The sequence below is a fragment of the Dyella acidisoli genome, from assembly GCF_030160295.1.
Classification (GTDB): Bacteria; Pseudomonadota; Gammaproteobacteria; order Xanthomonadales; family Rhodanobacteraceae; genus Dyella_B; species Dyella_B acidisoli.
This window is the reverse complement of record NZ_BSOB01000053.1, coordinates 75,013-101,230: the sequence shown is the minus strand read 5'-3', so window position 1 is coordinate 101,230 and position 26,218 is coordinate 75,013. Positions and strand designations below refer to the sequence as shown.

Sequence of the window (26,218 nt, the reverse complement as noted above, 5' to 3'; positions counted from 1 at the left end):
CCCATGCCGCGAGCTTCTCAGGCCATTTCTTTGGGTTACTTTTCTTTGGGCCAGCAAAGAAAAGTGACCCGGTCGCTTCGCGACCGGAAGCGCCGCAGGCAATGCCACACACACCCAGCTGAGGCGAGACGCTAATCAGGTCCCAAAGGGAGAGGGGCATGTTTTTGCGGCCCAACAGAATCATGTCGCAACGCACCATGACGGCCTATAATGACCGGCGCCATCCGGCATTCTTTCCGTCAGATCCCCCATGGCCGATGCCTCCCATTCCGCGACCATTGAAGGTCGCCAGTCCGGCGTGCTGCGGTCCATCCTCAGCACGGTCGCTTTCACTTTTGTCGCCTATCTGACCATCGGTCTATCGCTGGCAGTGCTGCCCGGCTTCGTGCACACGAATCTCGGCTTCGGCGCGATGCTGGCCGGCCTGGCGATCAGCGTGCAGTACGTAGCGACGCTCATCAGCCGCCCGCAGGTCGGGCGCATGGCCGATACGAAAGGCCCCAAACGCACCGTGATGACGGGCCTTGCGATGTGCGCAGCCAGCGGCGCGCTGTTGCTGATTGCCGCGTTGGCCAGCAACCTGCCATGGCTCAGCCTGGGATTGATCTTCGTTGCACGCCTTGCCCTCGGTTGCGCGGAAAGCTGTGTCGGCACCGGTGCCATCACCTGGGGCATGGGCCAGGTCGGACATCGCCACACTGCGCGCGTGATTTCATGGAACGGCGTCGCCACTTACGGTGCGCTGGCCGCAGGGGCTCCACTCGGCGTGCTGATCGAGCATCGCTTCGGCTTTGCCGCCATTGGTGCTGCCACCTTGCTGCTGGCGCTCGCCGCACTCCCATTGGCGCGACTGAAGCGCGCCACCATGATTACCGCCGGTGAACGCGCCCCGTTCCGCACTGTCGCCGCGCGCGTAGTGCCATACGGCATCGGGCTGGCGCTGGGTTCGATCGGCTTTGGCTGCATCGCTACCTTCATCACGCTGTTCTATGCCGCGCACGGCTGGGACAACGCAGCCCTCACCCTCACCGTATTCGGCGTGGTCTTCGTAGGCGTGCGCTTCGTCTTCGCGCGCACCATTCCCACACTGGGTGGCTATCGCGTAGCGATGGTGTCGCTTTCAGTGGAAGCCATCGGACTGATCATCCTTTGCCTGGCAAGCAGTGCCACCATGGCGGGCGTCGGCGCCGCTATTGCCGGCTTCGGTTTTTCGCTGGTGTTTCCCGCGCTCGGAACCGAAGCGGTGCATCGAGTGCCGACACACAGCAGCGGCTCGGCACTCGGGGTGTATTCGGTATTCATGGACGTGGCCATGGCCCTCACCGGCCCGCTTGGCGGATGGGTAGCCGGTGGCATGGGCTACAACGCGATCTATGGCTTTGCCGCACTGGCCGCAATGGCTTCGGTCGTGTTGGCGCTGGTACTGCAGGCGCAGGCAATGCGTGAGAAGGCACTGTCGCATGCGGAGGCGAGAGGCGGACAGGTCGTAGACCATTTCGCTGAATGAAGCCAAGCAGGCGCGTCGATATGGTACCATTTTTCAGTACCATTCATGATGAAGCGCAAACACGCCAAGACGCTCGAGGCCATCTTCGCCTGACCCACCTCGGGCAGCATCCAATGGCGTGACATTGAAGCGCTATTTGTTGAGCCAGGTGCGGAAATCGTGGAAAGAGAAGGCTCCCGAGTTGCAGTGATTCTGTTCGGACAAGTTCAGGTCTATCACCGTCCGCACCCGACACCGGACACCGATAAAGGCGCAGTTGCCAGTATCCGCAGGTGGTTCGAAGCTAACGGAGTCAAGCCATGAACATTCTCACCATCGCAGACCATCGCGCCGTCATCTCCTACGATGAGGACACCGACATGTTGCGCGGCGAATTTGTCGGGTTAAACGGCGGGGCCGATTTCTACGCGCGCGACATCGTTAGTCTCAAGAAGGAAGGATCCAAGTCGCTGCAGGTTTTTCTGGATACGTGCAAAGAACGCGGCATCGAGCCTTATCGCCACTTCTCAGGGAAGTTCAACGCCAGGATCAGTCCTGAACTGCACGCTCTTGCTGTCGAAAAAGCCGCAGCTGAAGGAATCAGCCTTAATCAGTTCATTGAACGCGCCATCGAACACGAAGTCGCCGCCTGAAGCCATCATTATTTCTCGAGCGACTGCCAGAGGAGGGTTTCGCAAAAAACACATCCCTTTAAAAACTGAAATGCCTCTGTCAACTATATGAAATATAATATTTTTTAGCATTTCCACGACTCAAGTCGAAGCGCTTTTCGCCGACAAGAAGGCATCCCCTCCCCTAGGTGCACCATGCTTCGACCCATCCCCGGCCTGTTTCGCGTCACGCTCCGCCGGCTGCTGTTACTACGCCTTGTCGGCATCTTGGTTTTGCTGATTGCCATCGGCGCGCTGTGCGCTTCCGCGCTGATGAAGGCAGACCAGCGCATCCAGTCCGTGGTCGGCGACACCTTGGCGCCGATCTCCAACGTCGGCCGCATCCAGAGCGATTTCAACAACGACTTCCAGGCGCTCGCGCATGCAGTGCTGATGCGTTTGCCATCGGCGCTCGACGAAACCGCATGACTGCCACATGATCTTATTTCGCGACCACGCCCGGTTCACCTCACTGCTCGACCGCGCACAAAGCGGCCTGGTGGCGATGTTCCAGCCGCTGATCCGGCTGGACACGATGGACGTGGTCGCGCATGAGGGCTTGGCTCGTTCCACCGAAACGCTCGGCAATATCAGCACACCGGAGTTGCTCAACCTCGCGCGGGCGGAGGGTCGCCTGGGCGAATTCGAACTGACTGCCGCACGCACCGTATGCGGCGCGTTTGCCGCGCAGAAGAACCATGGACGTCTACTGGTGAATCTGAGCGCGCAAGCCTTCATGCAGGAGTCGATCAAACCCGACGATTTGCTCGCTGCACTCAGCACCGGTGGCATGGATCTGAGCCGCATCACCATCGAACTTACCGAGCGTGACATCGTCGACGAACCCGCCCGCCTCGCGCATGCGCTAGGCTACCTGCGTGCGCATGGCGTGCGCTTCGCGCTGGACGATTTCGGCAATGGCCATTCCAACTTCGAGATGTGGAACGAGATTCATCCGGAAGTGGTGAAGATCGACCGCTATCTCATCCACGGCCTGGCCAAGAGCGCCGAACGCCTCGCCATCGTGCGCGCGCTGTGCCAGGTCGCGGAGACGTTGGGCGCCGATCTGGTCGGCGAAGGCGTAGAAGATGTGGACGACCTGCGCATGTTGCGCGAACTCGGCATTCCATTCGCGCAGGGATTCCTGCTTGGCCGGCCGATACCACACACTATCGACACGATCGACGACAGCGTGCGCGCGTCGTTGGACGGAGACGTTATTGCCGTGCCGCCTCGTCCGCGCGGACCGGTCACGCAGCGGCCGATGCACCTGGGCCACCTGGTGATCGAAGCACCGGCGCTGACCGCGCACCACACCAACCATGACGTGATCGCCATCTTCACGCAGCAGCCAGAATTGCACGCCCTTGCAGTGGTGGAGGACGACCACCCGGTTGGGTTGATCAACCGACGCGTGTTCAGCGAGCGCATGGCCCAACCCTACACACGCGAACTTTACGGCCGCAAAAGCTGCACTGCTTTCATGCATGAAGCGCCGTTGTTGTGCGACGTGCGCCAGTCGCTGGAAAGCATGGCCGATATTTTGCGCGGGCAGGACCAGCGTTATCTCAGCGATGGTTTTGTGATCACGCGCGAAGGGCAGTATCTGGGCCTGGGCACCGGCGAATCGCTGGTGCGTCGCGTTACCGAGCTGCGCATTGAAGCGGCACGCTACGCCAATCCGCTGACCTTCCTGCCTGGGAATATCCCCGTCACCGAGCATGTCGCGCGCTTGCTGCGGGCCGAAGTTCCGTTCACTGTGGCTTATGTCGATCTCAATCACTTCAAGCCGTTCAACGATCAGTACGGTTACTTCCGCGGCGATGAAATGATCCGGCTCCTGGCCGGCACGCTTACCACGCAAGTGAACCCACGCTGCGACTTCGTTGGTCACATCGGCGGCGATGATTTTCTACTCGTGCTGCAGAGCGATGACTGGGATGCGCGTTGCCGCCATATGGTGGAGTTGTTCAATCAACGCTCACGCAGTTTGTTCGCCGACGAGGACATCGCCCGCCAAGGCATCGTCGGCGAAGATCGGCATGGCAATACACAATTCTTTCCGCTTACCACCGTAGCGATCGGCGCAGTGCGCGTTGCACCACCCTTCCCCGGTCATCCTGAAACCTTGGCCACGTTGGCAGCGCGAGCGAAGCGGCACGCGAAGCGGGCGCAGGTGGGGTTTTATTTGCTTGCGGGTGAATCGTAGGCTGGGGTGCAAACCTGCGCTGTACCCTCAACTCATGTGCAGCCAATGCACATACACACCGTTCTGCTTGTCCTCTTCCCGAAATCCTTCGCGCCCGTCCGCCACCACCGCCCACAGGGTACGCATGCCATCGCCGTAAAGCCGGTCCAGACGCACGTGTTCACCTTGCGGAATCAGGAAGCGAGTAGCCACCACCATCACACGATCGCTTTCCCAAACCAAGGTTGCCTTACGCGGTGTGCTAGCACCCCAGCCGATGTGTACGTGTACGTCTTGCTCGGGAAAGCTGCCGCGGTTATCGAGCTTCCAGTCTTCGGTCTTGCGCAGCAGCGCCTCGAGGCGTGGATTGCTCCAGTCCACTTCATTGCTGGTTATTTTGGACTTGGGCTTGAAGTGGCTCATGTAACTCTAGGTCCCCGCGAGGGCGCAGCCACACGCTCGTTTTGCCGCGTCAGCAAAACGGGGCGCTCTTGGACGACTGGCGCTTCGGACTACTTATCGGCAAAGCGCGGAACTTCTTTAGAACGCCTGGGCAGGATTGCTCAGCACTTTCAGCCAATAGACATGAATACCATTCTGGCGGTCTTCGTCGCGAAAACCTTCACGTCCCTCCACCACCACACCCCATAGCGTGCGAATGCGATCACCGAGGTGCTTATCCACGCGTACCTGTTCGCCCTGCCCGATCGGAAAAGTGGTTTCCAGCACAATGGCGTTATCGCGCTCCCATACCAGGGTGGCCGTTTTGCCCACCGAGCCGCTCCACCCGAAATAGACTTCCACGCCTTGGGGTGAAAAGCCGCCACGGTTGTCGATGCTCCACCGTTCGCTCCGCTCCAACAGCGACATCAATTTCGGATCATCCCAGTCGACGCGGACATTACCGGTTAGCGAGGTCACTTTGGGGCGCATGATGACGTTTCTTCCCGTGCAAGCAGGTGCCGAGGCCTGACTCCGGTTTGTCACGTTCAACGTGAAAAAGCCGTGGAAATACCGTGCTGTTTTCATTTAGCGATGTAGGCCGTGCCTGCAACCGCCCGCTCCCGCTCGAGCGTCCCAAGTAAGGCAATATGGCGCCTTATGCAGGCCCTCACCTCCTCCTGCCCACCCAGAATCCCGCTGCGTCGCACAAAATAAGCGCCGTCCCTGGGCGTAACACCGCGACAGAACAGCGCTGCGGCCGAATGCCGCGCTGCACGCTGATCTCCCGAATCTTCCGCGCTAAGGTCGATCAGCGGTTCGGAAGCAACGTTCACAGCTCGGGGGAGTTGATGGCGAAGCACAGAACACATCGCCTCGAACGATACGTTCGGGTGCACTGGGCAGCCGGCGCGCTGCTCGGCTTGAGCGCTTATCTGGGCGTTCACTATGCGCGCGGCACGTACAGCGCCAACGTCATGGTGTTGGTATGGATGGCCCTGATCGCTTGCTGGGGCTGCGCCATTGCCGCATGTCTTGGCTATCGCAAACGCATGCACCGCCTGGTCGTTCGCGACCAACTGACGGATTTATGCACGCTGCATTGGCGCGCGTTCGAAGAACGCGTTGCACAAGCCTTCCTTTTTCGCGGTTATGCCGTGGAGCATGCCGCGCAGGCAGATGCCAACGACGGCCTGGATCTCATCCTGCGCAAGCATGGCATGACCACGCTGGTGCAGTGCCGGCATTGGCAGCATCGCAACGTCGAGGTGAAAGATGTGCGCGAGATGCACAACCTGATGAAATTCCACCAGGCTTCAGCGGTGAAGATCGTCGCATGCGGCGATTACACCGAAGACGCATGGAAGTTCGTGGCCGGCAAACCGTTCGAACTGGTCTACGGCGAAACGCTGCTGGCGATGCTGAGCGACGCGCAGTTGCCGATCGACCGCGGCGTGGTGCCGTTCCGGGCGCCCTCCTCACCGCCGCCCATGCATCATCGGCCGCGTACGGCTGCGCAGACCTGAAACAAAAACCGCGCTTAGCGCGTTTTTTTGCTTGTGGCCTTCCTGCGCGCACGGAACAGCTCATTGCGCATCGTGAAAGATGATCCCCAAGGTATGCCGCTGCCCCGTTCGAATACGGCTCACGCCATGCCGCATCATCACCCGATAAACACCGCGCGCGCCTTCCACCGGCCGATGATGGACCGCGAAGATCACCGCATCGCCTTGCTGTAGCGGCACCACTTCCGCCCGCGACTGCATACGCGGGCGCTGCTCGGTCAATACGAATTCGCCGCCGGTGAAATCCTTGCCGGGCTGTGACAGCAAGATCGCCATCTGCAATGGAAACACGTGCTCGCCATAAAGATCCTGGTGCAGGCAGTTGTAATCGCCGGCACCGTATCGAAGCAGCAGAGGTGTGGGACGCAGCTGACCGGCCACGTGGCAGCGCCTGAGGTATTCCGCATGTGTTGATGGATAGCGCACGTCGATGCCCATGGTCTGGTTCCAGCGATTGGCGATCTCCGCCAGCGCAGGATAAAACGCGGTACGAAGTTGCTGGATGCTGGCAGGCAGCGGATAAGAGAAGTACTTGTATTCACCGCTGCCGAATCCGTGTCGCGCCATGACGACGCGGCTGCGAAATCGCCGATCGTCTTCGTACAGCGTCGCCAATGCGCGGCATTCGTCCGCTTGCAGCAGTTTGGGAATGAGGGTCGCTCCGTAGCGATCAAGATCCTCGGCCACCTTCAGCCCATCGATGTCATAAACGTCGACGGGCGATTGTGCGGTTGTTTCGGCAAGAACCGTCTTCATCATTGCATCCACAAAAAGTTGATTCGTAAAACCGTCACATTAGCCAACGCATGCGCCCCCGACACTCCGATTATTGCGTGACGTGAGATGTGCACACGTTCGCCAATCCGTTTTCACGTCGCACTCTCGTCAAACGTAAGCTTCGCGAAATCGAAGTCATCGCTGTTTCGCCTTTCATGCAAGATTTATTTACCGGATTGAGCAGGCTGTACAAGCGCTTGCGTGTCAAAGATGCGTCTTGTGGGGTCCTTCTGCATTAATTGAACAAAAACAGCGAGTGAGCCGCAGGGTGTTTCATCGCGTGGCATGCGTTACGTTCCCTACACGATTTCGCCAAGTGAGGGAGCTTTCCATGAAACACCAGGCTTTGATCCGAAAAGCCGCAACACGCTGCAGCGCATGGGCGCTTGGCGCATGTGTACTCTCTGCCACAGGATTCGCACTCACCGCGATGCCTGCACAAGCGCAGGTTTCTATCGGTGTATCCATCACCGTCGGCTCACCACCACCGCCTCTGCCGGTTTACGAACAGCCGCCGATTCCTGCAGTCGGCTATATCTGGACGCCCGGTTACTGGGCGTGGGACAGCGATGAAGGACAGTATTACTGGGTGCCCGGCACCTGGGTGCTGGCACCGTTTACCGGCGCTCTTTGGACCCCCGCCTACTGGGGATGGAGTAATGGCATCTATGGATTCCATGAAGGCTATTGGGGAACCGAGGTCGGTTTCTACGGCGGCATCAACTACGGCTACGGCTACGGCGGCGAAGGTTACGAAGGCGGCCATTGGGATCGAGGTGGCTTCTATTACAACCGTACCGTGAACAACATCAACAACGTGCACATCACCAATGTGTACAACAAGACCGTCATCAACAACGTCACCGTGAATCGCATCAGTTACAACGGCGGCAACGGTGGCGTACAAGCACAGCCGACAGCGCAGCAGATGGCCTTCGCACACGAGCAGCACACACCACCCGTAGCCGCTCAGCAACAACACATGACCATGGCGCGCCAGAATCCGGAAATGCGCTTGTCGAACAACCATGGCGTACCGACCATTGCCGCCACCGCAAGGCCAGCTGCGTTTAATGGTCCAGAGGTAGTACATGCCCACAACGCACCTGTATCCGCGGCAGAAGGTCCGCGGCCGCAACCAGCTGAGCGCCAGTCCTTGCGTTCGTCCGGCTTCGCACCACACCCCAATGCAAATCCCAACGAAGCGCCGGCGCGCGAATCGATGACGCCAAATCGTCCGTTCAACCGCTCTGAAAACGCCCCTGAGAATGCCGGCGCACCGCGTGAGGCCGCGCCTATGCCACGACGTGAGGAAGCAGCCCCTCGCGAAGAACAGGCTCCTCGCGAAGCGCCACCGCCGCGTGAAGTAGCACCACGCGAAATGGCACCGGAACGGACACAACCGGCGTATCACCCCGCGCCGCCTCCGCAGGAATACCATCCGGCAGCGCCGCGTCCCGCTCCGTCCGCGCGTCCTCCTGAAAGGCCGCATCCGGCACCGCAGGAAAATCGCAAGAAGCCCGAGGAACAACATCCTCCGGGTGGTTGATGCATGGCGAGTTGAAATTACACGCAGACTGAGCCCCTCTCCCCGTGGGAGAGGGGTTGGGGTGAGGGTGCGATCAGCGCGCGATCACAACGACTTGCGCGAGATTTCAGATCGCGCTTCGCCCGAACCCTCACCCGCCTCTTGGCACCCTCTCCCGATGGGAGAGGGATTCACTCAGGATGGTTCATGACGAGCCTAAGTATCAGGCGACGAGCAGCGACACTGCTTTCGCAGAGAGACCGCGCGTTACATCGCTTCGCGCGGCTTGGCCAATAGCGCCAGCAACGTCAGCACGGCAGCAGCTGACAGGTAGTAGCCCACATAGGCCAACCCATACGTCTTGGCCAGCCACGTCGCGAGATACGGCGCCAGCGACGCGCCAAAGATGCCGGCCAGATTGAATGCCAGCGACGCACCGGTGTAACGCACCGCCGTGGGAAAGATCTGCGCCAGCACAGTGCCCAATGGCCCGTACGTGATGCCGACGACACACATGCCCACCACCATGAACAACAAACCGCTTTGCGCGAACAGCGGCGCGTAGGCGATGCCAAACGCAAAGATCAGCACGGTAGCCAAGATCATGGTGAAGCGGCCACCGCGACGGTCCGCCAGCCACGCCGAAAAGGGAATGAGCAACGCGAAGAACAACACGCCCACCATCTGCACGATCAGGAACGACTGGCGCGAATAGCCCAGCTTGGACGTCGCCCAGCTCAGCGCGAACACCGTCATCAGATAGAAGATGACGAAGGTCGCCAGCGCGGCGAAGGTTCCCGAAATCAATGCGCGCGGATGATGCGCGAACACGTTGAACATCGGCACCTTCACCCGCTCCTGCTGCGCCATGGCACGCGCGAACGCGGGTGTTTCGGTAAGACGCAGGCGCATCCATAACCCGATCAGCACCAGCACCGAGCTGGCCAGGAACGGTACGCGCCAGCCCCAGGCAAAGAACGTGGCATCGCCCATCTTCTCGGTCAGCCACAGGAATAAACTGGTCGCAGCGAGAAAGCCAAGCGGCGCGCCGAGTTGCGGAAACATGCCGTACCAGGCGCGTTTGCCTGGTGGTGCGTTTTCAATCGCCAACAGCACCGCCCCACCCCATTCGCCACCGAGGCCCAGGCCTTGGCCCAAACGGCAAAGCGCCAGCAGCAGAGGCGCCACCAAGCCGATTTGTGCGTAGGTGGGAAGCACGCCGATCACCACCGTGGAAATGCCCATGGTGAGCAACGCTGCCACTAGTGTTGCCTTGCGGCCGATGCGATCACCGAAGTGTCCGAACAGCGCCGAGCCGATCGGCCGCGCGACAAAGGCCAGCGCGAAGGTGGCGAAGGATTGCAGCGTTGCCGTAGCGGAATCGCCCGCCGGAAAGAACAGCTTGGGAAACACCAGCACCGCCGCCGTGGCGTAGATATAGAAATCGAAGAACTCGATGGTGGTGCCGATCAGGCTGGCAAACAGAACCCGGCCTGGCGAGTTGGCCGGAGTGGTTACTGCATCACGCATGTACTGGCTTCCGTGGGTGCGGAGAGTCCGGATTCTGCCAGACATGGAACGGTGTGAGTCATCTCGCCGTACATTGCCCCTCCCCTACGTGTAGTCGGGGGCATACTTGCTCTTCTCCTCCGGCAAGCCGGAGAAGGTGGGGTGAAGCAACCTCGCGGTGAACCCATGCATTGCAGCAAGCTCGGACACCCCCCAGCCCTCCCCTGCAAGCGGGGGGAGCAATATCTCGCAAGCATTAATCAATACCGACGCATAGCAGCAATCTCATCCTGCCGCCGCTGCAAAAACCTTCGCACCGCCGGATCGCGCGCAAGACCAATCGCCATGTCGTAAGCATGCAACGCCTCGCGATCATCGCCCATGCGCGCAAACAACGCCGCGCGCGCAGCCCAATACGGCTGATACTCAGCGAGCCGTTTATCGCTAGACAGCTCACTGATCACGGCAATCGCCGCCTCGACGCCCTCCACTTCCGCGATGGCCAGCGCGCGATTGAGCGCCACAACGGGAGAACCCGTCAGCGCATACAGCGCGTCATAGAGCTGCACCTCCGGCATCCAATTGCTACGACCAGATCGGCGACGTTCGATATGCGCCGATTGCAGCGCCGCTTCGAGCTGATAGCGGCCTATGCGGCCAAAGCTACTCGCGCGCTGCAGCAGCACTTCGGCTTCATCGATCATGACCGTATCCCACAACCCCATGTTTTGCTCGGCGAATGGCACATATTCGCCTTGCGCGTTGCGGCGCGCGCGCCGGCGCGCTTCGGCGTACAACATGCCGGCGAGCAGGCCATGGGTTTCCGGCTCTTCCGGCAGCAGTTCCGTCAGCAAGCGGGCGAGGAAGATGGCCTCTTCGACCAGATCACGGCGCAGCAGATCGGCATCGCCCGGATCACTCCATCCCTCCGCATAAGCGGCATAGACCGCAGCAAGCACGCCATCCAGTCGTTCCGCCCATGCTTCACGTTCGGGAATGGCGAAGGGAATGCCCGCCTCGCGGATTTTCTGTTTCGCGCGCCCAAGCCGTTTGCACATCGCCTCGGGCGATACCAGAAAGGCCGAGGCGATGATTTTGGCATCCAGGCCCAGCACCGTCTGCAGCATCAACGGCGCGCGAATGTTCACCTCGATGGCTGGATGCGCGCAGGCAAACAGCAGGGCAAGGCGGCGATCGGGAAAATTTTCCTCGTCGTCCGTCTCCATGCATTCGGCCTGCATCTCGGCCATCGTCTGCAATTGCACCGCAGCAGCCTCACCGCTGCTCCGACGTCGTACGCCATCGATACCTTTGCGGCGCGCGACCGTCATCAGCCAGGACTCCGGATTATCCGGGCATCCATGCACTGGCCAATCCGCCAGCGCGGCGGCGAAGGCTTCGGCCAAGGCGTCCTCTGCCGCCGACACGTCATGCATGTCGGCGGCGAGATAGGCGAGCAACTTGCCGTAGCTGTGGCGAGCTATACCGCTGGCAACGGCTTGCGCGGGTAATGCATCGTTCACGCCGCGGTAGCAGTGGCCGAAGCCACATCCGAAGTCGCTCCCGGCACAGGCCAGACCGGCCGCACTTCAACCGTGCCGTGGCTGGCGGTAGGACAGCGCGCAGCCCAGCTGAGCGCCGCATCGAGATCGGGTGCTTCGATCAGGTAATAGCCGGCGAGCTGTTCTTTGGAATCGGCGTACGGCCCATCCAATACCTGCGATTTGCCATCGACCAGGCGCACCGTCGTGGCCGTATTCGTGTTCTGCAGCCGGTTGGAGCCCACCCACACGCCAGCTTCCTTCAAGGCTTCTGTGTAAGCGCGGTAAGCCGCTACGCCGCGTTCCTGCTCCACGCTGGACATGCGGCCCCAGGCGTTCTGGTCGGCAAAGAGGATAAATAGATATTGCATAAGAATTCTCCGTGAGGTCGAGACGGGCACCATGCGCCGCCCACTTCGATGACGCACGAACTGCGGCGAATCGGACATCCGCCTCCACGAGCATAGCCACTCCGCCAGTGGCTGGCATAAAAGAGCAACCTATTGGTTGCATGACATGCCAGGTACGACTAATATGCAACCAGGAGGTTGCCCATGAACACATCGACTGATCGCATCGAACGACATATCCACATCAAGGCTCCGCGCTCGAAAGTTTGGGGCGCACTGGCGGACGCCGAATCCTTCGGCGAATGGTTCGGCGTAGCGCTGAAAGGCAAGCGCTTCGTCGCTGGCGAACCGTGCGCAGGCAACATCACTTATCCGGGCTATGAACATCTGGTCTGGAACGTGGTGGTGGTGCGCGTCGAGCCGGAACGCCTGCTGTCGTTTCGCTGGCATCCCTACGCTGTCGACCCCAATGTGGACTATTCGCAGGAAGCCACCACGCTGGTGACGTTCGAACTGGAAGAAACCGCCGACGGCACGCTGCTGCGCCTGGTGGAATCGGGTTTCGACCAGATTCCTCTGCATCGTCGCGCGGAAGCCTTCCGCATGAACAGCGGTGGCTGGGACATGCAGATGAAGAACATCGACGCCTATGTCGCCACGCGCTAATTCCACCCGCGGCGCCGGCACGAAATATCCGCTGCTGCGCAAAGCTGTGCCAGTGTTCGCAGCGTTGGGCGACGAAACGCGCCTGCGCCTGATCGCCCTGCTCTGCGCTGGCGGCGCACTTTCCATCGCCCAACTCACCGCCGATACCGACATCACGCGGCAAGCCGTCACCAAGCATCTGCACGTGTTGGCCGATGCGGGATTGGTGCGCGACGTCCGGCAGGGGCGAGAACGCTTGTGGGAGTTCGAACCCTCGCGATTGGATGAAGCAAGGCGTTCGCTGGATGCGATTGCGGAGCAGTGGGATCAGGCGTTGCTGCGGTTGAAGGCAACGTTGGAAGATTAGCTTCCTCCATCGAAACGCTCATCATTCCAGCGCAGTACGCATCAATCACTACAGGCCCCGCTCTACCGCTTCCACGTGCCTCCGCGGCCGATGCGCCGGCCGCACCCTGGCATGGCGGCCGAACGCAGCCTCCACCCACATCTGGAAGACCGGTGAGCCGAGCGCGCGCTGCTGCTGTACGTAGGCGCGGATGTCCCGCAGTACATCTGGATCAATATCCAGCTTGAACAACTCGCGATACCCATGCGCGCGCTGCTCCGATGTATGGCCCAGCGCCAGATACTGTGCGTGAGGCACGACCGCGGGATCCGCTGCACCCAGCGCATTGCAGCTGTAACTCGACCACGGATAGGACAATGGCTCCGACACCCATCCGACGCGCACCGGATTCAACTCGATATAGCGCTGACACGTGAGCACGTAATCGGCACCGATCAGGCAGGATTTGTAGCGCCCTTCCCACAACGTGCCCGAACGTCGATACATAGTGTTGTAGTAGCTTACGTAGTTGCGGCCAATCGCCTGCATCATGCTCGCGAGCGAGCCCACACGCGCTGGCGTCACCAGCAGGTGCACGTGATTGCGCATCAGCACATAGGCATGCACATTGCACTCGCAGCGCCGGCTGGCATGCAGCAGTTGCGCGAGATAACAACGGCAATCGGCCGGTGTGCGGAAACATTCCTCGCCATCATGCCCGCGCTGAATGATGTGCTGCGGCACATGGGCAAGATCGAACCTTGGTGATCGTGGCATCGTGTAGCCTCCATGCGGCGATGCGTGGTTCGGTGGATTTTTATTGAAGATGCCGCCCTGTTGATTCCAGACCGTGTCACGCCTAACGTCGCGTCATGCTGCGAATCTGCGTGAATCGAAATCGAGTAGCTGCCTGTTCCCTGCTCCCGGAGCAAGCCATCGTGAGAACTGCAAAAACAAGCGTATATCCCGGGGTGGTTCAAAAAACGTGATGGAAGCCCGCTTGCGCTGTACTTAGCTGACTTTCCCTACCGGGCAGTGCTTAAGGGGGACGGATTGAAATAACAGGGACAGGCCTGTCAAAAATTGGTGCAGGCGTGCAGCGCCTCGGTAATATCCCGATCAGCACGGGAGACCGGGATCGAGACCACGCATGCAAAAAGCCATGACAATGGCGCGCCCATGGGCCGGCTGGCTCACCGTCGCGCTCTTCCTGATCTTCGGGTCGCAATGGGTCGGCAGCCACACCCACCCGGCCGCCTTGCTTGGGCTATTCGCCTGGCTGTTCCTGATGATTGTGTGGGTAGCCTTCGGCGTGGTGCACGAAGCGGAAACCCTGGCGGAGATGCTGGGTGAACCGCTGGGTACGTTGGTGCTGACGCTCTCCATCGTCCTGATCGAGGTGGCGCTGATTTCGGCGGCCATGCTCAGTCCAGGAGGCAATGCCACGCTCGCACGCGACACCATGTACGCGGTGCTGATGATCGTGCTCAACGGGGTGGTGGGATTGGGACTGCTGACGGGCGGTATCCGCCATTACGAGCAGTCGTACAACTTGAAAGGCGCGTCGGCCTATTTGTCGGTGATCATTCCACTCACGATCATCGCGCTGATGCTGCCGAACTTCACCACGTCCACACCCGACGGCTCACTGGCACCACCGCAAGCCTTGGCGTTTTCACTGCTCACCATGGCCCTGTATGGGATCTTCCTGTGGTTGCAGACCGGCCGGCATCGCGGCTATTTCGTCGCAACCGATGCGCAGCCGGCCGAGCTACAGGAAGTGGCGCGTCACCGCGAAGTGGCGATCGACAAGAAGAAGTTGCTGCTGCACTTCGGACTGCTGGTGGTGCATATCCTGCCGATCATCATTCTTTCAAAGAGCCTGGCGAAGCTGCTCGACTATGGCATCGCAACCACCGGCGCGCCTAAAGCGCTCGGCGGTGTCGTGATCGCCATGCTGGTGTTCGCCCCGGAAGGCATTTCCGCACTGAATGCGGCACGCACCGATCGACTGACTCGCGCGATCAATCTTTGCCTGGGCTCGGTGGCTTCCACGCTGGGGCTTACCGTGCCTGCCGTGCTCGCCGTCAGCTTGTATACGGGGCAGTCCGTGTTGCTCGGCGTGGCCCCGTCGAGCATGGTGATGCTGATTGCAACACTGGTGCTGAGCGGTATGACGTTCTCCAGCTCACGTACCACCATGCTCGACGGCGCAGTGCATCTTTCGCTGTTCGCGGTGTTCGTCGTACTGATCTTCAGCCCCTGAAAAACAGATAGACCGCGCTATACGGCACGCGAACTTCAGTGCCCGCATGACTGGCATCGCAACCTGTGGCCGGCGCCACGCCGCCTTCCGTGCGCGTGCGGACGATGTACTGCACGCTCGCCATCTCGCCGCTTCCCGTATGCGATTTCGCATGCAACACGATCCACGAGATAGCGCCCGCATCGGGCGATGGCGACGCCTGCACGGGCTCACCCACCACCACGCTGCCATCTTCGGCCTGCCAGCTCGGTCCCGCGAAATGCTTTGCAATCGCGTGCCCTTTCGCATCGCTCAAGCTGGCGTCGGGCGCTTTCAACGTCCATGCATAACCGCCGTTGGCAGCTTTGCAGGTGTAGATCTGCACGCCTTTGGCGAACGCTTCAATGGCTGCAGGCTTCGTAGCCGGCGCTTGCGCATGAGCGGCGCCCGCGACGGCGGCCAGCGCGAAAATCCAATGCACCCGTGTTGTTCGCATGATGTACTCCGTGGCAAGTTGAAGAATCGTCAGGCTGCCCGCCGCAGGAAACGGCGTCAATCGCCTCAGCAAGATTTAAGGACCCTCTGATCTATTCCACGTACCCGGCATGACGTCCAGAAGGCTCGCAGGGTGTGGCCGTCTGTTCAAACCACGCGGCGCAGCCTGCGTGCCTTCTGGACGTCACCCCTCATGGATATCAATGCGTTGGGGCCGCACTGTATGCGCGCAGCACTTCGCCGCAGCGTCTCGACAGACAGCCAGTTTGCCTTCGCCGCTGCGACAAACTGCTGCGCGCATACAGTGCGGTGACGGGTGCGTGGAATAGATCAGAGGGTCCTTAACGGTACTGCCAGCATAGGCGGCCATTGTTTCAAACCGCCCGGGCCTTGAATAAACCTGCACGGGATTTGTCATACACTCCGGTGCGCAGTACTTGGCCGCGACGTGCCAGAGCTGTCGGTCACGGCCACCTCGGCAATGTCCACCTTCGCAAGCATCCGAAGCTGGCCCGATGCATGCGACAACCGTTGCATAGTGAGGAGGGTAGGTAGATGACTCGCACCTCTCGCAATCCGTTGTATCGACGACTGGCCGTTGCATCGGCCGCTACGTCGCTCGCCATCCTGGTAGCAGCCTCGCCCTCGGTGGCACAGGCGCAACGCCATGACTATGGTTACCGGCGGCCCGTTCCCCATCGCCCATATCGGCCTGAACCACCACGCCGCGGCAACGATAGCGGCGCGCTCATCGCCGGTGCATTGCTGGGCGTGGTGGCTGGTGCGGTGATTGCCAATTCCACGGCCAACGCAGCCGCACCGCCGCCCGGCGCGGTGGTCTATACGCAGGCGCCGCCTCCGCCGCCACCCGGGGTGGTTTATTACCAGAACAACTATCCGCCCCCACCGCCGCCGCCCGGCTATTGATGCCAACGCTTTCCAGGCTGTCGTCGATCCGTACTCATGAATCGGAGCTTCCTGTCATGAAAAACGCCATTCGCAAGACTGCCCTACCGCTCGCCCTGTCGTTTGCCCTGCTGGCAGGCGGCGCGCTGGCACAAAGCACAATGCCAGCTTCATCCACATCATCGTCTTCCGCCGCAGCGAGTGCGGCGAAAACACACGCGGAAAAACGTGCAGACATGGTGGAGCAGCAGATCAACGATCTGCACGAACAGCTGCAGATCACGGACGCCCAATCGAGCCAGTGGAATGCCTACACCGGCGTGATGCGCAACAACGCGAGCAGAGCCTCCGAAGCCTTCCAGCAACGCTCGCAGAAGATGCCGACGATGAATGCCGACGAGGTGATGAAATCGTACGCACAACTGGCGCAGATGCATGCCGAGGACATGCAGAAGCTGTCATCGGCGTGGAGCGACCTGTATGCCGTGCTATCGCCCGAGCAAAAGCAAACGGCCGATGCGCTGTTCCAGCACAAGGCGCTGAAACCGCATCACGGCATGGAGCATAAAAAGGCTGCTAAGCCGGCAAGTGCTTCGTCTTCTACCACTGCGTCCGGCACTTGACCGCCGACGCCGCGAACGCCGAAGAACTCGCGCAGAAGCCTCAACTCGTCGTCCCGGCGAAGGCCGGGACCCAGCGACTTGTGGATCGTCAAAGTCACTGGGCCCCGGCCTTCGCCGGGGTGACGAGAACGCGGTAAGTCGTCACAGCCCGGCGCGCACTCCTGCCCCCGAGACACAACGCTGCAGCTCTATCCGGCTGCCACACGCAGCGCTAAGCTGGGCTCGCCCGGTTCCCCCTCAGTCTGCCGGGTGCACATCGATATCAACACGCCCGCTTAGGAGGAAGACATGGCTTTCTCTGCTCGTGTATCTCGTGACGTGATGGCCAGCATCAACGTCACACCGCTGGTCGACGTACTGCTGGTGTTGCTGATCATCTTCATGATCAGTTCGCCGGTCATCACCCACAAAGCCGGCATGGATCTGCCGCAAGCTTCGAAGACGTTTACCGAACCATCCACACCCATCCATCTGGCTATCCACGCAGATGGCGCGATGTACTGGAACGACACGCCCGTCAGCCAAGATCAGCTCAACATGCAGCTGAGCATTGCTGCGGCTCAAAGCAACCCGCCGGCATTGGAAATCGATGCAGCGGATGGCGTGGCTTATCAGGCGGTGGCGCAAGTGCTGGCTGATGCCAAGGCACAAGGGCTGGCCAAGATCGATATGCTCGGCGCGCGCTAGCGCCATATTCCAACGGCGTACAAAACAAGCCCCTCTCCCTCCGGGAGAGGGGTTGGGGTGAGGGTGCGATCAGCGCGCGATCACAACGACTTGTACGACAAGTTGGCATTACGCTTCGCCCGAACCCTCACCCGCCTCTCGGCACCCCCGATCGAGTCGGGGGCAGGCTCCTCTCCCAGAGGGAGAGGGACTCACTCAGGAGTTTTTTTGGCAGAAGGACAGCCAGCTCCCAGCTATATAATGCACACATGCAAAACCGCATCGCTTCGCCCGTCTCCGCGCTGTTCGACGCTCTCACGCGCGACGGCTTCTCCTTCGTCACTGCGGATGTCATGCAGCCGCTGTTGCAAGCATCAGGCGAACTCTCCGACTGGGATGCGTTTACCGAAAGCTGGAACCACCTGGGCCCCGATCCTTATCTTGCGGCCACCGGAAGGTTGCGTCGCCGCCGTCATGCCACCTACGCCGCCACGCCGCGCAATGACGTGGAACTCATGCCACATCAGCCGCATTATCAATCGCTGCAATACAACCAGTTGCAGGGCGACATCAAACGCTGGTTCGATCCCATCGATGTGTCCGTGGCAAACAGCGCAAGCCTGCGCACCATCCTCGCGTTCTGCAACGACTTCTTCAGCTCGCTGACCCCTGCCGTCGCGCAATGGCAGGTCGAAGTGCATCAGTTCCGCATCGAGGCAAGCGCCGGCGCGGCCGGTGAGCCTACGCCGGAAGGGAGTCATCGCGATGGCGTGGATTTCGTGCTGGTATTGCTGATTGACCGCCACAACATCGCCAGCGGCACCACCACCATCCACACGCCGGATCGCAAACCGCTGGGCGATTTCACCCTTACCCATCCGTTTGATGCAGCGCTGATCCATGATCCACGCGTGTTTCATGGCGTGACGCCGGTAACGCCGCTTGATCCTTCCGAACCAGCCCATCGGGACGTGCTGGTCGTGACATTTCGCGCCATATCCTGACGCACGCCATCCCAGGCCGAAGGCGGGTTTTGCATGACTTCCCACATAGTTGCCAAAAGCAACTATACGGATTTAGAGTCGGTCGTCATGAACACCACACAGACGCAAGCAGAGCTCGCTCGGCAGATTGCCGAGATACGTGAATTCAACCGTTTCTACACAGCCCGCCTCGGCGTGATGAGCCGGCGATACCTGGACGGCGAATTCGGTCTTGCGGAAGCACGCATCCTGTACGAGGTAAGCGCGCAGCCGAAGGTGACGGCATCCACGCTGCAGGAAACACTTGAGCTTGATGCTGGTTACATGAGCCGGCTGCTGTCGGGATTGATCCGCCGCAAACTCATACGCCGCGTAACGTCCGATACGGACGCACGCGAAAAACCGCTGATGCTCACCGCTACCGGCGAGAAGGCCGTCGCGCGCCTAAACGAACAATCCATGGCACACATCCGCGGCCTGCTTGCCCACTTGAGCGCGGCCGATCGCGAAACCATGGCGGCGGCGCTGGCCGGTGTCCGCAAGCTTCTTGAAGGCCGGCAGTCTTCACCACGCATCGTTCGCCTCACCGACGTTGACGATGATGCGCTCGCCATCCTTGGCGAATACTACGAAGCCGTGCACGTCGTGCAGCGGGACAAACCCGGCAGCATCCAGAAGCTCATCGACACACCCGCCTCGGGAATATGGCTGGCCTATCTAGGCGACGAGGTGGTGGGATGCGTCGTGTTGCGCAAGCTGACCCACCTGCGGCGTGCCAGTGAATGCAAGCGCCTGTACGTGAAGCCTGCCGCGCGCGGTAAACACATCGCCGACAAGCTACTCGACGCCCAGGAAACCTTTGCCCGCAGCCAGGGCGTCGAATGGATCTATCTCGACAGCTACGACGATCTGAAAGCCGCCATCACGCTGTATGAAAGGCGCGGTTACGAACGTTGCGAGCGCTATAACGACAATCCTCAGGCAACCGTATTCATGCGCAAGCACCTGGGTGGGTAGGTTGGGGCAAAACCGAATAGCACGTACTTAAGCCCCTCTCCAGGAGGGAGAGGGATTCACTTAGGTATCTTGTGGCGAGCCTCAAGTATCCGGCAGTGGAAGCAAATAGCTGCTTGTTGGCAGCAACTGCTGCACGAAGATGGCGGCCTTGAAAGGACACCACTATGAATGGTTGCGACTCGCCTTCCACGCCGCAACACGTTCCTTGATATACCGATCGTAGTCGTAATCGGTCTCCAACCGCGGCGGCAGCCGATGCGTGTCACCTTCTGCATCGGGCACCGGCAAGCTCGAAACGAGATCCGCATACACTTCTTGCAGATGCGAAGGTTTGTTGGCGGAAGGGTTCGTACCTTTCGATGCCGGCACCGCCACACCCGTCAACGGATCATCGGTACGTGGCGTGCTGAGGCTTAGCACTGCACTCACATCGGGAGCCGCCGCATCGCGCGCAGTCAAAGCGGACAGCCCCCACCGCTGCTGGACGGTTTTCAAAATCGAAGTGTGATCGAACGGCGTGGCACCGGATGTGCGAAACACGGTACCTGTCGGAATCAGCGGTGAAATCAGCAGTGTCGGTACACGCGGACCAAAGCGCTTGAAATCGAAGCCGTATTCGCCGGCGGAATTATCAGGCGGCACCGCGTTCGTCGGTGGCGGCACGTGGTCATAACAGCCACCGTGCTCATCGTAGGTGATGATCAACAGAGTCTGGTTCCACTGTGGGCTGTTGCGCAACGCGTAATACAAGTCGTGGATGTACTGCTCGCCCAACGCGACATCGTAATTGGGATGTTGGCTGTTGCCCTTTGAACCCCAGCTTGGCTCCAGGAACGCATACGACGGCAGCGAACCATTCGCCGCATCGGCCTGGAAGTCCTTGAACAGACCAAAGTAGGTGTCCGGCAGATTGGTGATATCGCTGAACGAGTGGCGTGTAAGCGGATCGGCATCGTAACCGTAGATCTTCCAGCTGATGTTCTGCTTGGTCAGCGCCCCATAGATCGTCGGCGCGGTGAAGCTCTTGGTCTTGTCATCCATGTGTCCTTGCGAGGTTGCCGCATGGAGGAAGGCGCGATTGGGCAAGGTTTCGGTGGGCGCCGAGCAATACCATTGATCGCACACAGCAAAACCGCGCGCCAACGCGGACAACACCGGCAAGGTTTCCGGCGTGTGCATGCCCATGATGTCGTTGGCCGTGGTGCCGGGCAGGATCGAATAGCTTTTGTTCTTCGATTCCCAGGCCAAGGTGGCCGCGAAATTGGTGACAAATCCCTGGTTTTTCGCGGCCGGCGGCGTCGGCGCAGTGTTGCTGCCGAACAACTGTGCATTAGTGGCTGCGTAGCCCTCGCCAGGATCGGCGCCAGGCATGTAATACGTGCTGGTGGTGCCCGCTTGAATCTTGAATACGGTAACGGGATTGCCGCCAACGCCGCCCAGATTCGATTCTTTGCCGGTCAAACCTTCGTACGGTTGCCCTGCCGGCGAAACATTATTTGCATCGGCATACAGAAACCCGAGCATGTGATCGAAGGAGCGATTCTCCAGCATCAGTACAACGATGTGGTTGATCGCGGACAGCGCGTTGCCGGATGTCGCCATGACGTGCAGCCTCGTGTGTGAAGGGAACGTCATTGCGCGATGTGCGCGAATGACCGCTGTACCTTAGTGAATCGCGATGACAGTTTTCCGCGACTCGGACCAACGATTCAGGCGTTATCCATGAAAGATGCGCTGATCCCCGGCGCAAGGACGTTCGTCAACCATGCCATGAACACCTGCACGCGCGCCGATACGTTGCGCCGCTGCGCATACAACAACGATACCGGCATCGGCTCCGCCTGGTATTGCGGCAGCACTTCCACCAGACGCCCAGCGGTAAGCAGAGGCTGCATACCCACGCGCGGCGCCTGGATGATGCCTAGCCCAGCCAGGCATCCGCTTTCGTACGCTTCGATGCTGTTGACGGTAAGCACGCCCAGCATCGGCACATAGCGGCACTCCGTGCCTTCCATATATTCGAAGCCGGGCGGACGTTGGCCAAGCGTGCCAACGTAGTGGATCAACGTGTGATGCGCGAGATCTGCGAGCGTTTGCGGCGCACCGTATTCCTGCAGATAAGCAGGGCTGGCGCAGTTGACGATGCGGTACTGCCCCAGCGGCCGCACGATCAGGTTGGAATCGGCCAATGTGCCAACGCGCACCACGCAATCGAAACCTTCCGCCACCACGTCCACACGGCGATCGGTGCAGCTCATTTCCACCTGGATCTGAGGATGCTCGCGCAGAAACTGCGGCAGCTGCGCAATGACGCGCTTGGCCACACTGCTGTTCATGTCCACACGCAGGCGGCCGCTCAAGGCCTGCGGCGCCTGTTGGAACATGGCGTTCAACTCGTCCAGGTCCGCCAGCACATCTTTGCAGCGTTCGTAGAAACGCTGGCCGTCGTGCGTCAATTGCACCCGGCGCGTGGTTCGATGCAATAGTTGCGTACCAAGCTGTGCTTCCAGATGTTGTACGGCGGTGGAGGCACTGGCCTTGGGCAATCCCAGGCTGTCGGCCGCCCGGGTGAAACTGGCCAGCTCTGCCACCCGCACGAAGACGTGCATCGCCTCGATCCGGTTCATCGCCCGCTCCCTTGACCGATTGTTCGCGTATTCCGAACACAGCACTCATGATCGGACGATTTATGCGCAGAGTACAGATCAATATCCTGATCGCCGTCGGTTCCTTTCACCTTGTAGCGAGGACACATCCATGAGCAGCACGAACACCCCGATCGCCCTGATCACAGGCGGCAGCCGCGGCCTTGGCAAGAGCATGGCGCTGAAGCTCGCCGAACACGGCACTGACGTGGTGCTGACGTATCGTTCCAATCGGGCCGAGGCGGAAGCCGTGGTCGATGCGATCAAGCAACAAGGTCGCCGCGCCGTCGCCCTGCCGCTGGACGTGGGCAAGGCCAGCAGCTTTGCCGCCTTCGCCGAGCAGTTGCACGAAGCGCTCAAGCAACACTGGCAGCGCGATCGTTTCGATTACCTGGTCAACAACGCCGGCATCGGCGTACACGCCGACTTCGCCGAAACCACGGAGGCGCAATTCGACGAACTGGTGAACGTTCACTTCAAAGGCGCGTTCTTCCTTACTCAAACCTTGCTGCCATTGATCGCCGATGGCGGACGCATCGTCAACGTCTCCAGCGGCTTGGCCCGCTTCGCACTGCCTGGCTATTCGGCTTATGCGGCGATGAAAGGCGCGATCGAAGTGCTTACGCGTTACCTCGCCAAGGAACTGGGCTCACGCGGCATCGCGGTGAACACGCTGGCGCCCGGCGCCATTGAAACCGACTTCGGTGGCGGCGTGGTGCGCGACAACAAGGATGTGAATGCCTTCGTCGCTTCACAGACAGCGCTAGGCCGCGTGGGCTTGCCGGATGACATCGGTGGCGCAGTGGCAATGTTGCTGTCGAAGGAAAGCGGCTGGATTAATGGACAGCGCATCGAAGCATCAGGCGGGATGTTTATCTAAGCGTGATGCCACTCCTTTCACTGTTTCGCCATCGACATGTACACAAATGCTAGGAACGGCTCCCTCCCCTGCTTGCAGGGGAGGGTTGGGGCGGGGTGAGTACTTGCCTGAAGCTTTCCCGCAAGGGCTTACCCCCTCCTCCCCCTGCAAGCAGGGGGAGGAGTTGGCTTGAGGCTGCGTTTTACGAATTCGGAAGTTGCGTAGATATCTGTGCCCTGGAGAGACAACTCGTTTTCGTGATTATGTAGTTCAAGACGAAACACAACTCCCACTTTTGGGAGGGCCACAAAAATCCCAATCGGTGTACCTTTCTCTTCTCACATCGAGAGGGAAGCAGCCGTGGTCAGCTACACCCCCGCGCATACCGTTCCAAGCCGCGAGCAGGCGCTGCATGCGCTATACGAAGCAGCAGAACTCGAACACTGTTTGATGTGCACCTATCTGTACGCAGCGTTCTCGCTGAAGACGTCGGTGAACGAAGGCATCACGCAAGAGCAACTCGAAGCGGTCACGCGCTGGAAACGCAGCATCCTGCAAGTGGCCATCGAGGAGATGGGCCATCTGATGTCGGTGTGGAACATCACCGTGGCGCTGGGTGGCGCGCCACGCCTCGGGCGCTCGAACTTTCCGCTCGACCCGGGTTATCTGCCTGCCGGTGTGGTGGTGAAGCTGGCGCCGTTCAACATGGCGACGCTGCAGCACTTCATCTACCTGGAGCGTCCGGCCGACTCTACCGAACCGGATGGCGAAGGCTTCGAGCCCGAGCGCCACTTCGTGCGCGGGGCAAACGGCCCGCGCCTTACGCCGATGGGCATCAACTACGAGACGGTGGGCGAGTTTTATCAAACCTTGGGTAATGGCCTGCGCGGCATGGTCGAAAAGCATGGCGAAGCCGGTGCCATGTGCGGCAACCCTGCCCTGCAGTTATCCAAAGCAGAGGTATCGCTGCCCGGCGCGAACAAAGTCATCTGTCTGAAGACAGCGTTGGCCGCGTTCGAATCCATCATTACCCAGGGCGAAGGTGCACAGGAAAATACCGAGAATTCGCATTACCAGCGTTTCGCGGCGATCCGCTCGGAATATCAGGCTTTGCTCGCTGCCGATGCTTCATTCAAGCCAGCCTTCCCTGCCGCCACCAATCCGGTGCTGCGCCGTCCACCGCGTCCCGAGGGGCGCGTGTGGCTGGAAAATGAAGATGCCATCGCTGCCGTCGACCTGGCCAATGCCGCCTACGGTTTGATGCAGCGCCTGCTTGCCTACACGTATGCAGTGCCAGCGCCCGATCCGGACAAATGCCTGTCGCTCGATCTCGGCATTGGCTTGATGCGTGCGTTGGCACCGTTGGCCGAGCGCGCGGCGCGACTTCCAGCAGGGCCGTCGAATCCGGACTGTCATGCGGGCGTCACCTTCATCACCTTGCGTGACACATCCCCCTTACCGCCTGGCCCCAGCGCACGCCGCTTTTTCCTTGAGCGTTTTCAGCAATTGACGGAAGCGGCCGAACGCCTGACCGCAACGGGTGATCCGCGCACTATCGCCGCGGCATCGGTGTTCAAACATCTTGCGCAACAGGCCGAGCAAGGCTTCGACCTTTCCCGCCCTGCACCGTCGGCTGTTGCGTCGACGCCTGCACCTGCTGCTGCACCGGCTCCAGCTGCACCCGCTTCGACCGTGGAGGATGGTATCGAACAGGTCGAGGGCGAAAAGCTCACGCTGCGCTTCGAAGCCAAGCGCTGCATCCATGCGCGCTTCTGCGTAACCGGTGCGCCGAAGGTGTTTCTTGCGAACGTGCAAGGGCCATGGCTCTATCCCGATGCGATGGATGCGGAAAGGCTGGTGGATATCGCACATGCCTGCCCTTCCGGCGCCATCCAGTACAAACGCCGCGACGGGCGACCCGACGAATCTGCTCCACCCGTCAATCTCGCGGCAGTGCGTGAGGCGGGGCCTTATGCATTTCGTGGCGATCTGCGCCTTGGCGGCAAGCCCGCCGGTTTTCGCGCCACGCTGTGCCGTTGCGGTGCGTCGAAGAACAAACCGTTCTGCGATGGCTCGCATCACGATGTGGGATTCAACGCCAGCGGCGAGCCCCCGACGGGCACGTCGAACGAGGAGTTGACCGCACGCGATGGGCCGCTGCAGATCGATCCGCAAATGAACGGCCCGCTGCGTGTGCGCGGCAATCTGGAAATCATCAGCGGCACCGGCCGCATGGTGGCGCGCGTCACCAGCGCCTACCTGTGCCGCTGCGGGCATAGCCAGAACAAGCCGTTCTGCGATGGCAGCCACGCGAAAGTGGGGTTCACTGCCGACGGGGCGTGATCACTCTTCGTCCTTCTGGCGCTGATTGTCTTCGCCGGTGTCGTTCAACGCGTCACCGGCAGCGTTGGTGTCTTCCAGGCGTTGCGGCGGCCCGCGTTTTTTGTGCGGATCGTACGGCGCTTCGGCTTGTTTCGGCTTGATGTCGTGGGAATCGTTGCGTCCGGTAGGCATGGTGCACCTCCCTCGGATGGGGACGGACAGCTTCACTATGCGACGTGGATGACGAATATCCGGTACTGGAAGCGTTAAAGGACCGTGTGTCTTCAGCTCCACGTGCGGTTGCTCCCTCTCTCCTCGGGGGAGACCTGATTGGTGTCTCGCCTCAGCTGGGTGTGTCGTGGCGTTGGGGCATTGCCTGCGGCGCTTTCGGAGCTTTCGGACCCTAAAGA

Annotated in this window: 29 protein-coding genes; 17 read left to right on the top strand and 12 right to left on the bottom strand. The window is 60.5% G+C overall.

The window, feature by feature from the left end; all coding sequences use genetic code 11:
• Positions 1-184 (bottom strand): hypothetical protein (locus QQJ86_RS20145; RefSeq protein WP_284322771.1); only part of this gene is annotated, 184 nt, incomplete at its 3' end.
• 66 nt (positions 185-250) lie between these two features.
• On the opposite strand from QQJ86_RS20145, the gene QQJ86_RS20140 reads away from it, so the two are divergent.
• The 5 genes from QQJ86_RS20140 to QQJ86_RS20120 all read left to right on the top strand — a co-directional run bounded on the left by QQJ86_RS20140 (position 251) and on the right by QQJ86_RS20120 (position 4,366).
• Positions 251-1,507, top strand: coding sequence for an MFS transporter (locus tag QQJ86_RS20140; RefSeq protein WP_284322770.1), 1,257 nt, complete (start codon positions 251-253; stop codon positions 1,505-1,507).
• Between the two features lie 108 nt (positions 1,508-1,615).
• Positions 1,616-1,810: a type II toxin-antitoxin system HicA family toxin gene (locus tag QQJ86_RS20135; protein WP_423372972.1), complete on the top strand. Its 195-nt coding sequence runs from the start codon at positions 1,616-1,618 to the stop codon at positions 1,808-1,810.
• Complete coding sequence (locus QQJ86_RS20130; RefSeq protein ID WP_284322769.1) at positions 1,807-2,139, top strand: type II toxin-antitoxin system HicB family antitoxin; 333 nt, start codon at positions 1,807-1,809, stop codon at positions 2,137-2,139. The genes QQJ86_RS20135 and QQJ86_RS20130 overlap by 4 nt, the downstream gene beginning before the upstream one ends.
• Before the next feature lie 174 nt (positions 2,140-2,313).
• Positions 2,314-2,586: a hypothetical protein gene (locus tag QQJ86_RS20125; protein ID WP_284322768.1), complete on the top strand. Its 273-nt coding sequence runs from the start codon at positions 2,314-2,316 to the stop codon at positions 2,584-2,586.
• A gap of 7 nt (positions 2,587-2,593) precedes the next feature.
• Positions 2,594-4,366, top strand: coding sequence for a GGDEF domain-containing protein (locus QQJ86_RS20120; RefSeq protein ID WP_284322767.1), 1,773 nt, complete (start codon positions 2,594-2,596; stop codon positions 4,364-4,366).
• A 27-nt stretch (positions 4,367-4,393) separates the two neighbouring features.
• On the opposite strand, the gene QQJ86_RS20115 is transcribed toward QQJ86_RS20120, so the two are convergent.
• Together QQJ86_RS20115 and QQJ86_RS20110 are read right to left on the bottom strand one after the other, a co-directional pair.
• A complete protein-coding gene (locus QQJ86_RS20115) occupies positions 4,394-4,768 on the bottom strand; it encodes a hypothetical protein (protein ID WP_284322766.1) in 375 nt (124 codons plus the stop codon).
• A gap of 117 nt (positions 4,769-4,885) precedes the next feature.
• On the bottom strand, positions 4,886-5,278 hold the full coding sequence (locus tag QQJ86_RS20110) for a hypothetical protein (RefSeq protein WP_284322765.1): 393 nt from the start codon (positions 5,276-5,278) through the stop codon (positions 4,886-4,888).
• A 401-nt stretch (positions 5,279-5,679) separates the two neighbouring features.
• Here QQJ86_RS20110 and QQJ86_RS20105 point away from each other — a divergent pair, with 401 nt between their 5' ends.
• Complete coding sequence (locus QQJ86_RS20105) at positions 5,680-6,312, top strand: restriction endonuclease (RefSeq protein WP_284322764.1); 633 nt, start codon at positions 5,680-5,682, stop codon at positions 6,310-6,312.
• Positions 6,313-6,372: 60 nt separating this feature from the next.
• Here the strand turns inward: QQJ86_RS20105 and QQJ86_RS20100 are convergent, their stop codons facing one another.
• Positions 6,373-7,107: a 2OG-Fe(II) oxygenase gene (locus QQJ86_RS20100; RefSeq protein WP_284322763.1), complete on the bottom strand. Its 735-nt coding sequence runs from the start codon at positions 7,105-7,107 to the stop codon at positions 6,373-6,375.
• A 352-nt stretch (positions 7,108-7,459) separates the two neighbouring features.
• Here QQJ86_RS20100 and QQJ86_RS20095 point away from each other — a divergent pair, with 352 nt between their 5' ends.
• Positions 7,460-8,677, top strand: a complete 1,218-nt coding sequence (locus QQJ86_RS20095; protein WP_284322762.1) for a YXWGXW repeat-containing protein — start codon at positions 7,460-7,462, stop codon at positions 8,675-8,677.
• 246 nt (positions 8,678-8,923) lie between these two features.
• On the opposite strand, the gene QQJ86_RS20090 is transcribed toward QQJ86_RS20095, so the two are convergent.
• The 3 genes from QQJ86_RS20090 to QQJ86_RS20080 all read right to left on the bottom strand — a co-directional run bounded on the left by QQJ86_RS20090 (position 8,924) and on the right by QQJ86_RS20080 (position 12,077).
• A complete protein-coding gene (locus QQJ86_RS20090) occupies positions 8,924-10,186 on the bottom strand; it encodes an MFS transporter (protein ID WP_284322761.1) in 1,263 nt (420 codons plus the stop codon).
• Between the two features lie 239 nt (positions 10,187-10,425).
• On the bottom strand, positions 10,426-11,688 hold the full coding sequence (locus QQJ86_RS20085) for an RNA polymerase sigma factor (protein ID WP_284322760.1): 1,263 nt from the start codon (positions 11,686-11,688) through the stop codon (positions 10,426-10,428).
• On the bottom strand, positions 11,685-12,077 hold the full coding sequence (locus QQJ86_RS20080; RefSeq protein WP_284322759.1) for a YciI family protein: 393 nt from the start codon (positions 12,075-12,077) through the stop codon (positions 11,685-11,687). The genes QQJ86_RS20085 and QQJ86_RS20080 overlap by 4 nt, the downstream gene beginning before the upstream one ends.
• 183 nt (positions 12,078-12,260) lie before the next feature.
• Between QQJ86_RS20080 and QQJ86_RS20075 the strand changes: the two genes are divergently transcribed.
• Together QQJ86_RS20075 and QQJ86_RS20070 are read left to right on the top strand one after the other, a co-directional pair.
• Positions 12,261-12,722, top strand: a complete 462-nt coding sequence (locus QQJ86_RS20075) for an SRPBCC family protein (RefSeq protein WP_284322758.1) — start codon at positions 12,261-12,263, stop codon at positions 12,720-12,722.
• A complete protein-coding gene (locus QQJ86_RS20070; protein WP_284322757.1) occupies positions 12,706-13,068 on the top strand; it encodes an ArsR/SmtB family transcription factor in 363 nt (120 codons plus the stop codon). The genes QQJ86_RS20075 and QQJ86_RS20070 overlap by 17 nt, the downstream gene beginning before the upstream one ends.
• 48 nt (positions 13,069-13,116) lie before the next feature.
• Here the strand turns inward: QQJ86_RS20070 and QQJ86_RS20065 are convergent, their stop codons facing one another.
• Positions 13,117-13,824: a transposase gene (locus tag QQJ86_RS20065; RefSeq protein WP_284322756.1), complete on the bottom strand. Its 708-nt coding sequence runs from the start codon at positions 13,822-13,824 to the stop codon at positions 13,117-13,119.
• A 385-nt stretch (positions 13,825-14,209) separates the two neighbouring features.
• Here QQJ86_RS20065 and QQJ86_RS20060 point away from each other — a divergent pair, with 385 nt between their 5' ends.
• Positions 14,210-15,313 (top strand): calcium:cation antiporter, encoded by a 1,104-nt coding sequence (locus QQJ86_RS20060; RefSeq protein WP_284322755.1) that lies wholly within the window; start codon positions 14,210-14,212, stop codon positions 15,311-15,313.
• On the opposite strand, the gene QQJ86_RS20055 is transcribed toward QQJ86_RS20060, so the two are convergent.
• The gene (locus tag QQJ86_RS20055; protein WP_284322754.1) at positions 15,303-15,788 is read right to left on the bottom strand and encodes a DUF3455 domain-containing protein; all 486 of its coding nucleotides are present in this window, start codon (positions 15,786-15,788) and stop codon (positions 15,303-15,305) included. The two genes, QQJ86_RS20060 and QQJ86_RS20055, sit on opposite strands and share 11 nt — an antisense overlap.
• Positions 15,789-16,342: 554 nt before the next feature.
• On the opposite strand from QQJ86_RS20055, the gene QQJ86_RS20050 reads away from it, so the two are divergent.
• From QQJ86_RS20050 to QQJ86_RS20030, 5 genes are all read left to right on the top strand, one after another.
• Positions 16,343-16,714, top strand: a complete 372-nt coding sequence (locus tag QQJ86_RS20050; protein ID WP_284322753.1) for a hypothetical protein — start codon at positions 16,343-16,345, stop codon at positions 16,712-16,714.
• Between the two features lie 56 nt (positions 16,715-16,770).
• Positions 16,771-17,316, top strand: coding sequence for a Spy/CpxP family protein refolding chaperone (locus QQJ86_RS20045; RefSeq protein ID WP_284322752.1), 546 nt, complete (start codon positions 16,771-16,773; stop codon positions 17,314-17,316).
• Between the two features lie 288 nt (positions 17,317-17,604).
• Positions 17,605-18,003 (top strand): ExbD/TolR family protein, encoded by a 399-nt coding sequence (locus QQJ86_RS20040; protein WP_284322751.1) that lies wholly within the window; start codon positions 17,605-17,607, stop codon positions 18,001-18,003.
• Positions 18,004-18,251: 248 nt separating this feature from the next.
• The gene (locus tag QQJ86_RS20035) at positions 18,252-18,986 is read left to right on the top strand and encodes a 2OG-Fe dioxygenase family protein (protein WP_284322750.1); all 735 of its coding nucleotides are present in this window, start codon (positions 18,252-18,254) and stop codon (positions 18,984-18,986) included.
• Between the two features lie 87 nt (positions 18,987-19,073).
• Positions 19,074-19,982, top strand: coding sequence for a helix-turn-helix domain-containing GNAT family N-acetyltransferase (locus tag QQJ86_RS20030; protein WP_284322749.1), 909 nt, complete (start codon positions 19,074-19,076; stop codon positions 19,980-19,982).
• A gap of 162 nt (positions 19,983-20,144) precedes the next feature.
• Here the strand turns inward: QQJ86_RS20030 and QQJ86_RS20025 are convergent, their stop codons facing one another.
• Together QQJ86_RS20025 and QQJ86_RS20020 are read right to left on the bottom strand one after the other, a co-directional pair.
• On the bottom strand, positions 20,145-21,584 hold the full coding sequence (locus QQJ86_RS20025) for an alkaline phosphatase family protein (protein WP_284322748.1): 1,440 nt from the start codon (positions 21,582-21,584) through the stop codon (positions 20,145-20,147).
• A gap of 107 nt (positions 21,585-21,691) precedes the next feature.
• Positions 21,692-22,609, bottom strand: a complete 918-nt coding sequence (locus QQJ86_RS20020) for a LysR family transcriptional regulator (RefSeq protein WP_284322747.1) — start codon at positions 22,607-22,609, stop codon at positions 21,692-21,694.
• 130 nt (positions 22,610-22,739) lie between these two features.
• Here QQJ86_RS20020 and QQJ86_RS20015 point away from each other — a divergent pair, with 130 nt between their 5' ends.
• Both QQJ86_RS20015 and QQJ86_RS20010 read left to right on the top strand, forming a co-directional pair.
• Positions 22,740-23,507 (top strand): SDR family NAD(P)-dependent oxidoreductase, encoded by a 768-nt coding sequence (locus QQJ86_RS20015; RefSeq protein ID WP_284322746.1) that lies wholly within the window; start codon positions 22,740-22,742, stop codon positions 23,505-23,507.
• A 339-nt stretch (positions 23,508-23,846) separates the two neighbouring features.
• Positions 23,847-25,829 (top strand): ferritin-like domain-containing protein, encoded by a 1,983-nt coding sequence (locus tag QQJ86_RS20010; RefSeq protein WP_284322745.1) that lies wholly within the window; start codon positions 23,847-23,849, stop codon positions 25,827-25,829.
• Here the strand turns inward: QQJ86_RS20010 and QQJ86_RS20005 are convergent, their stop codons facing one another.
• A complete protein-coding gene (locus QQJ86_RS20005) occupies positions 25,830-26,000 on the bottom strand; it encodes a hypothetical protein (RefSeq protein ID WP_284322744.1) in 171 nt (56 codons plus the stop codon).
• Between the last annotated feature and the right edge of the window lie 218 nt (positions 26,001-26,218).

Excerpts from the sequence above, each read along its gene's own strand:
- QQJ86_RS20140 (WP_284322770.1), top strand. The coding sequence starts at position 251 with ATGGCCGATGCCTCCCATTCCGCGACCATTGAAGGTCGCCAGTCCGGC.
- QQJ86_RS20130 (WP_284322769.1), top strand. The coding sequence starts at position 1,807 with ATGAACATTCTCACCATCGCAGACCATCGCGCCGTCATCTCCTACGAT.
- QQJ86_RS20125 (WP_284322768.1), top strand. The coding sequence starts at position 2,314 with ATGCTTCGACCCATCCCCGGCCTGTTTCGCGTCACGCTCCGCCGGCTG.
- QQJ86_RS20120 (WP_284322767.1), top strand. The coding sequence starts at position 2,594 with ATGATCTTATTTCGCGACCACGCCCGGTTCACCTCACTGCTCGACCGC.
- QQJ86_RS20115 (WP_284322766.1), bottom strand. The coding sequence starts at position 4,768 with ATGAGCCACTTCAAGCCCAAGTCCAAAATAACCAGCAATGAAGTGGAC.
- QQJ86_RS20110 (WP_284322765.1), bottom strand. The coding sequence starts at position 5,278 with ATGCGCCCCAAAGTGACCTCGCTAACCGGTAATGTCCGCGTCGACTGG.
- QQJ86_RS20100 (WP_284322763.1), bottom strand. The coding sequence starts at position 7,107 with ATGAAGACGGTTCTTGCCGAAACAACCGCACAATCGCCCGTCGACGTT.
- QQJ86_RS20095 (WP_284322762.1), top strand. The coding sequence starts at position 7,460 with ATGAAACACCAGGCTTTGATCCGAAAAGCCGCAACACGCTGCAGCGCA.
- QQJ86_RS20090 (WP_284322761.1), bottom strand. The coding sequence starts at position 10,186 with ATGCGTGATGCAGTAACCACTCCGGCCAACTCGCCAGGCCGGGTTCTG.
- QQJ86_RS20080 (WP_284322759.1), bottom strand. The coding sequence starts at position 12,077 with ATGCAATATCTATTTATCCTCTTTGCCGACCAGAACGCCTGGGGCCGC.
- QQJ86_RS20075 (WP_284322758.1), top strand. The coding sequence starts at position 12,261 with ATGAACACATCGACTGATCGCATCGAACGACATATCCACATCAAGGCT.
- QQJ86_RS20070 (WP_284322757.1), top strand. The coding sequence starts at position 12,706 with ATGTCGCCACGCGCTAATTCCACCCGCGGCGCCGGCACGAAATATCCG.
- QQJ86_RS20065 (WP_284322756.1), bottom strand. The coding sequence starts at position 13,824 with ATGCCACGATCACCAAGGTTCGATCTTGCCCATGTGCCGCAGCACATC.
- QQJ86_RS20060 (WP_284322755.1), top strand. The coding sequence starts at position 14,210 with ATGACAATGGCGCGCCCATGGGCCGGCTGGCTCACCGTCGCGCTCTTC.
- QQJ86_RS20055 (WP_284322754.1), bottom strand. The coding sequence starts at position 15,788 with ATGCGAACAACACGGGTGCATTGGATTTTCGCGCTGGCCGCCGTCGCG.
- QQJ86_RS20050 (WP_284322753.1), top strand. The coding sequence starts at position 16,343 with ATGACTCGCACCTCTCGCAATCCGTTGTATCGACGACTGGCCGTTGCA.
- QQJ86_RS20045 (WP_284322752.1), top strand. The coding sequence starts at position 16,771 with ATGAAAAACGCCATTCGCAAGACTGCCCTACCGCTCGCCCTGTCGTTT.
- QQJ86_RS20040 (WP_284322751.1), top strand. The coding sequence starts at position 17,605 with ATGGCTTTCTCTGCTCGTGTATCTCGTGACGTGATGGCCAGCATCAAC.
- QQJ86_RS20035 (WP_284322750.1), top strand. The coding sequence starts at position 18,252 with ATGCAAAACCGCATCGCTTCGCCCGTCTCCGCGCTGTTCGACGCTCTC.
- QQJ86_RS20030 (WP_284322749.1), top strand. The coding sequence starts at position 19,074 with ATGAACACCACACAGACGCAAGCAGAGCTCGCTCGGCAGATTGCCGAG.
- QQJ86_RS20025 (WP_284322748.1), bottom strand. The coding sequence starts at position 21,584 with ATGGCGACATCCGGCAACGCGCTGTCCGCGATCAACCACATCGTTGTA.
- QQJ86_RS20020 (WP_284322747.1), bottom strand. The coding sequence starts at position 22,609 with ATGAACCGGATCGAGGCGATGCACGTCTTCGTGCGGGTGGCAGAGCTG.
- QQJ86_RS20015 (WP_284322746.1), top strand. The coding sequence starts at position 22,740 with ATGAGCAGCACGAACACCCCGATCGCCCTGATCACAGGCGGCAGCCGC.
- QQJ86_RS20005 (WP_284322744.1), bottom strand. The coding sequence starts at position 26,000 with ATGCCTACCGGACGCAACGATTCCCACGACATCAAGCCGAAACAAGCC.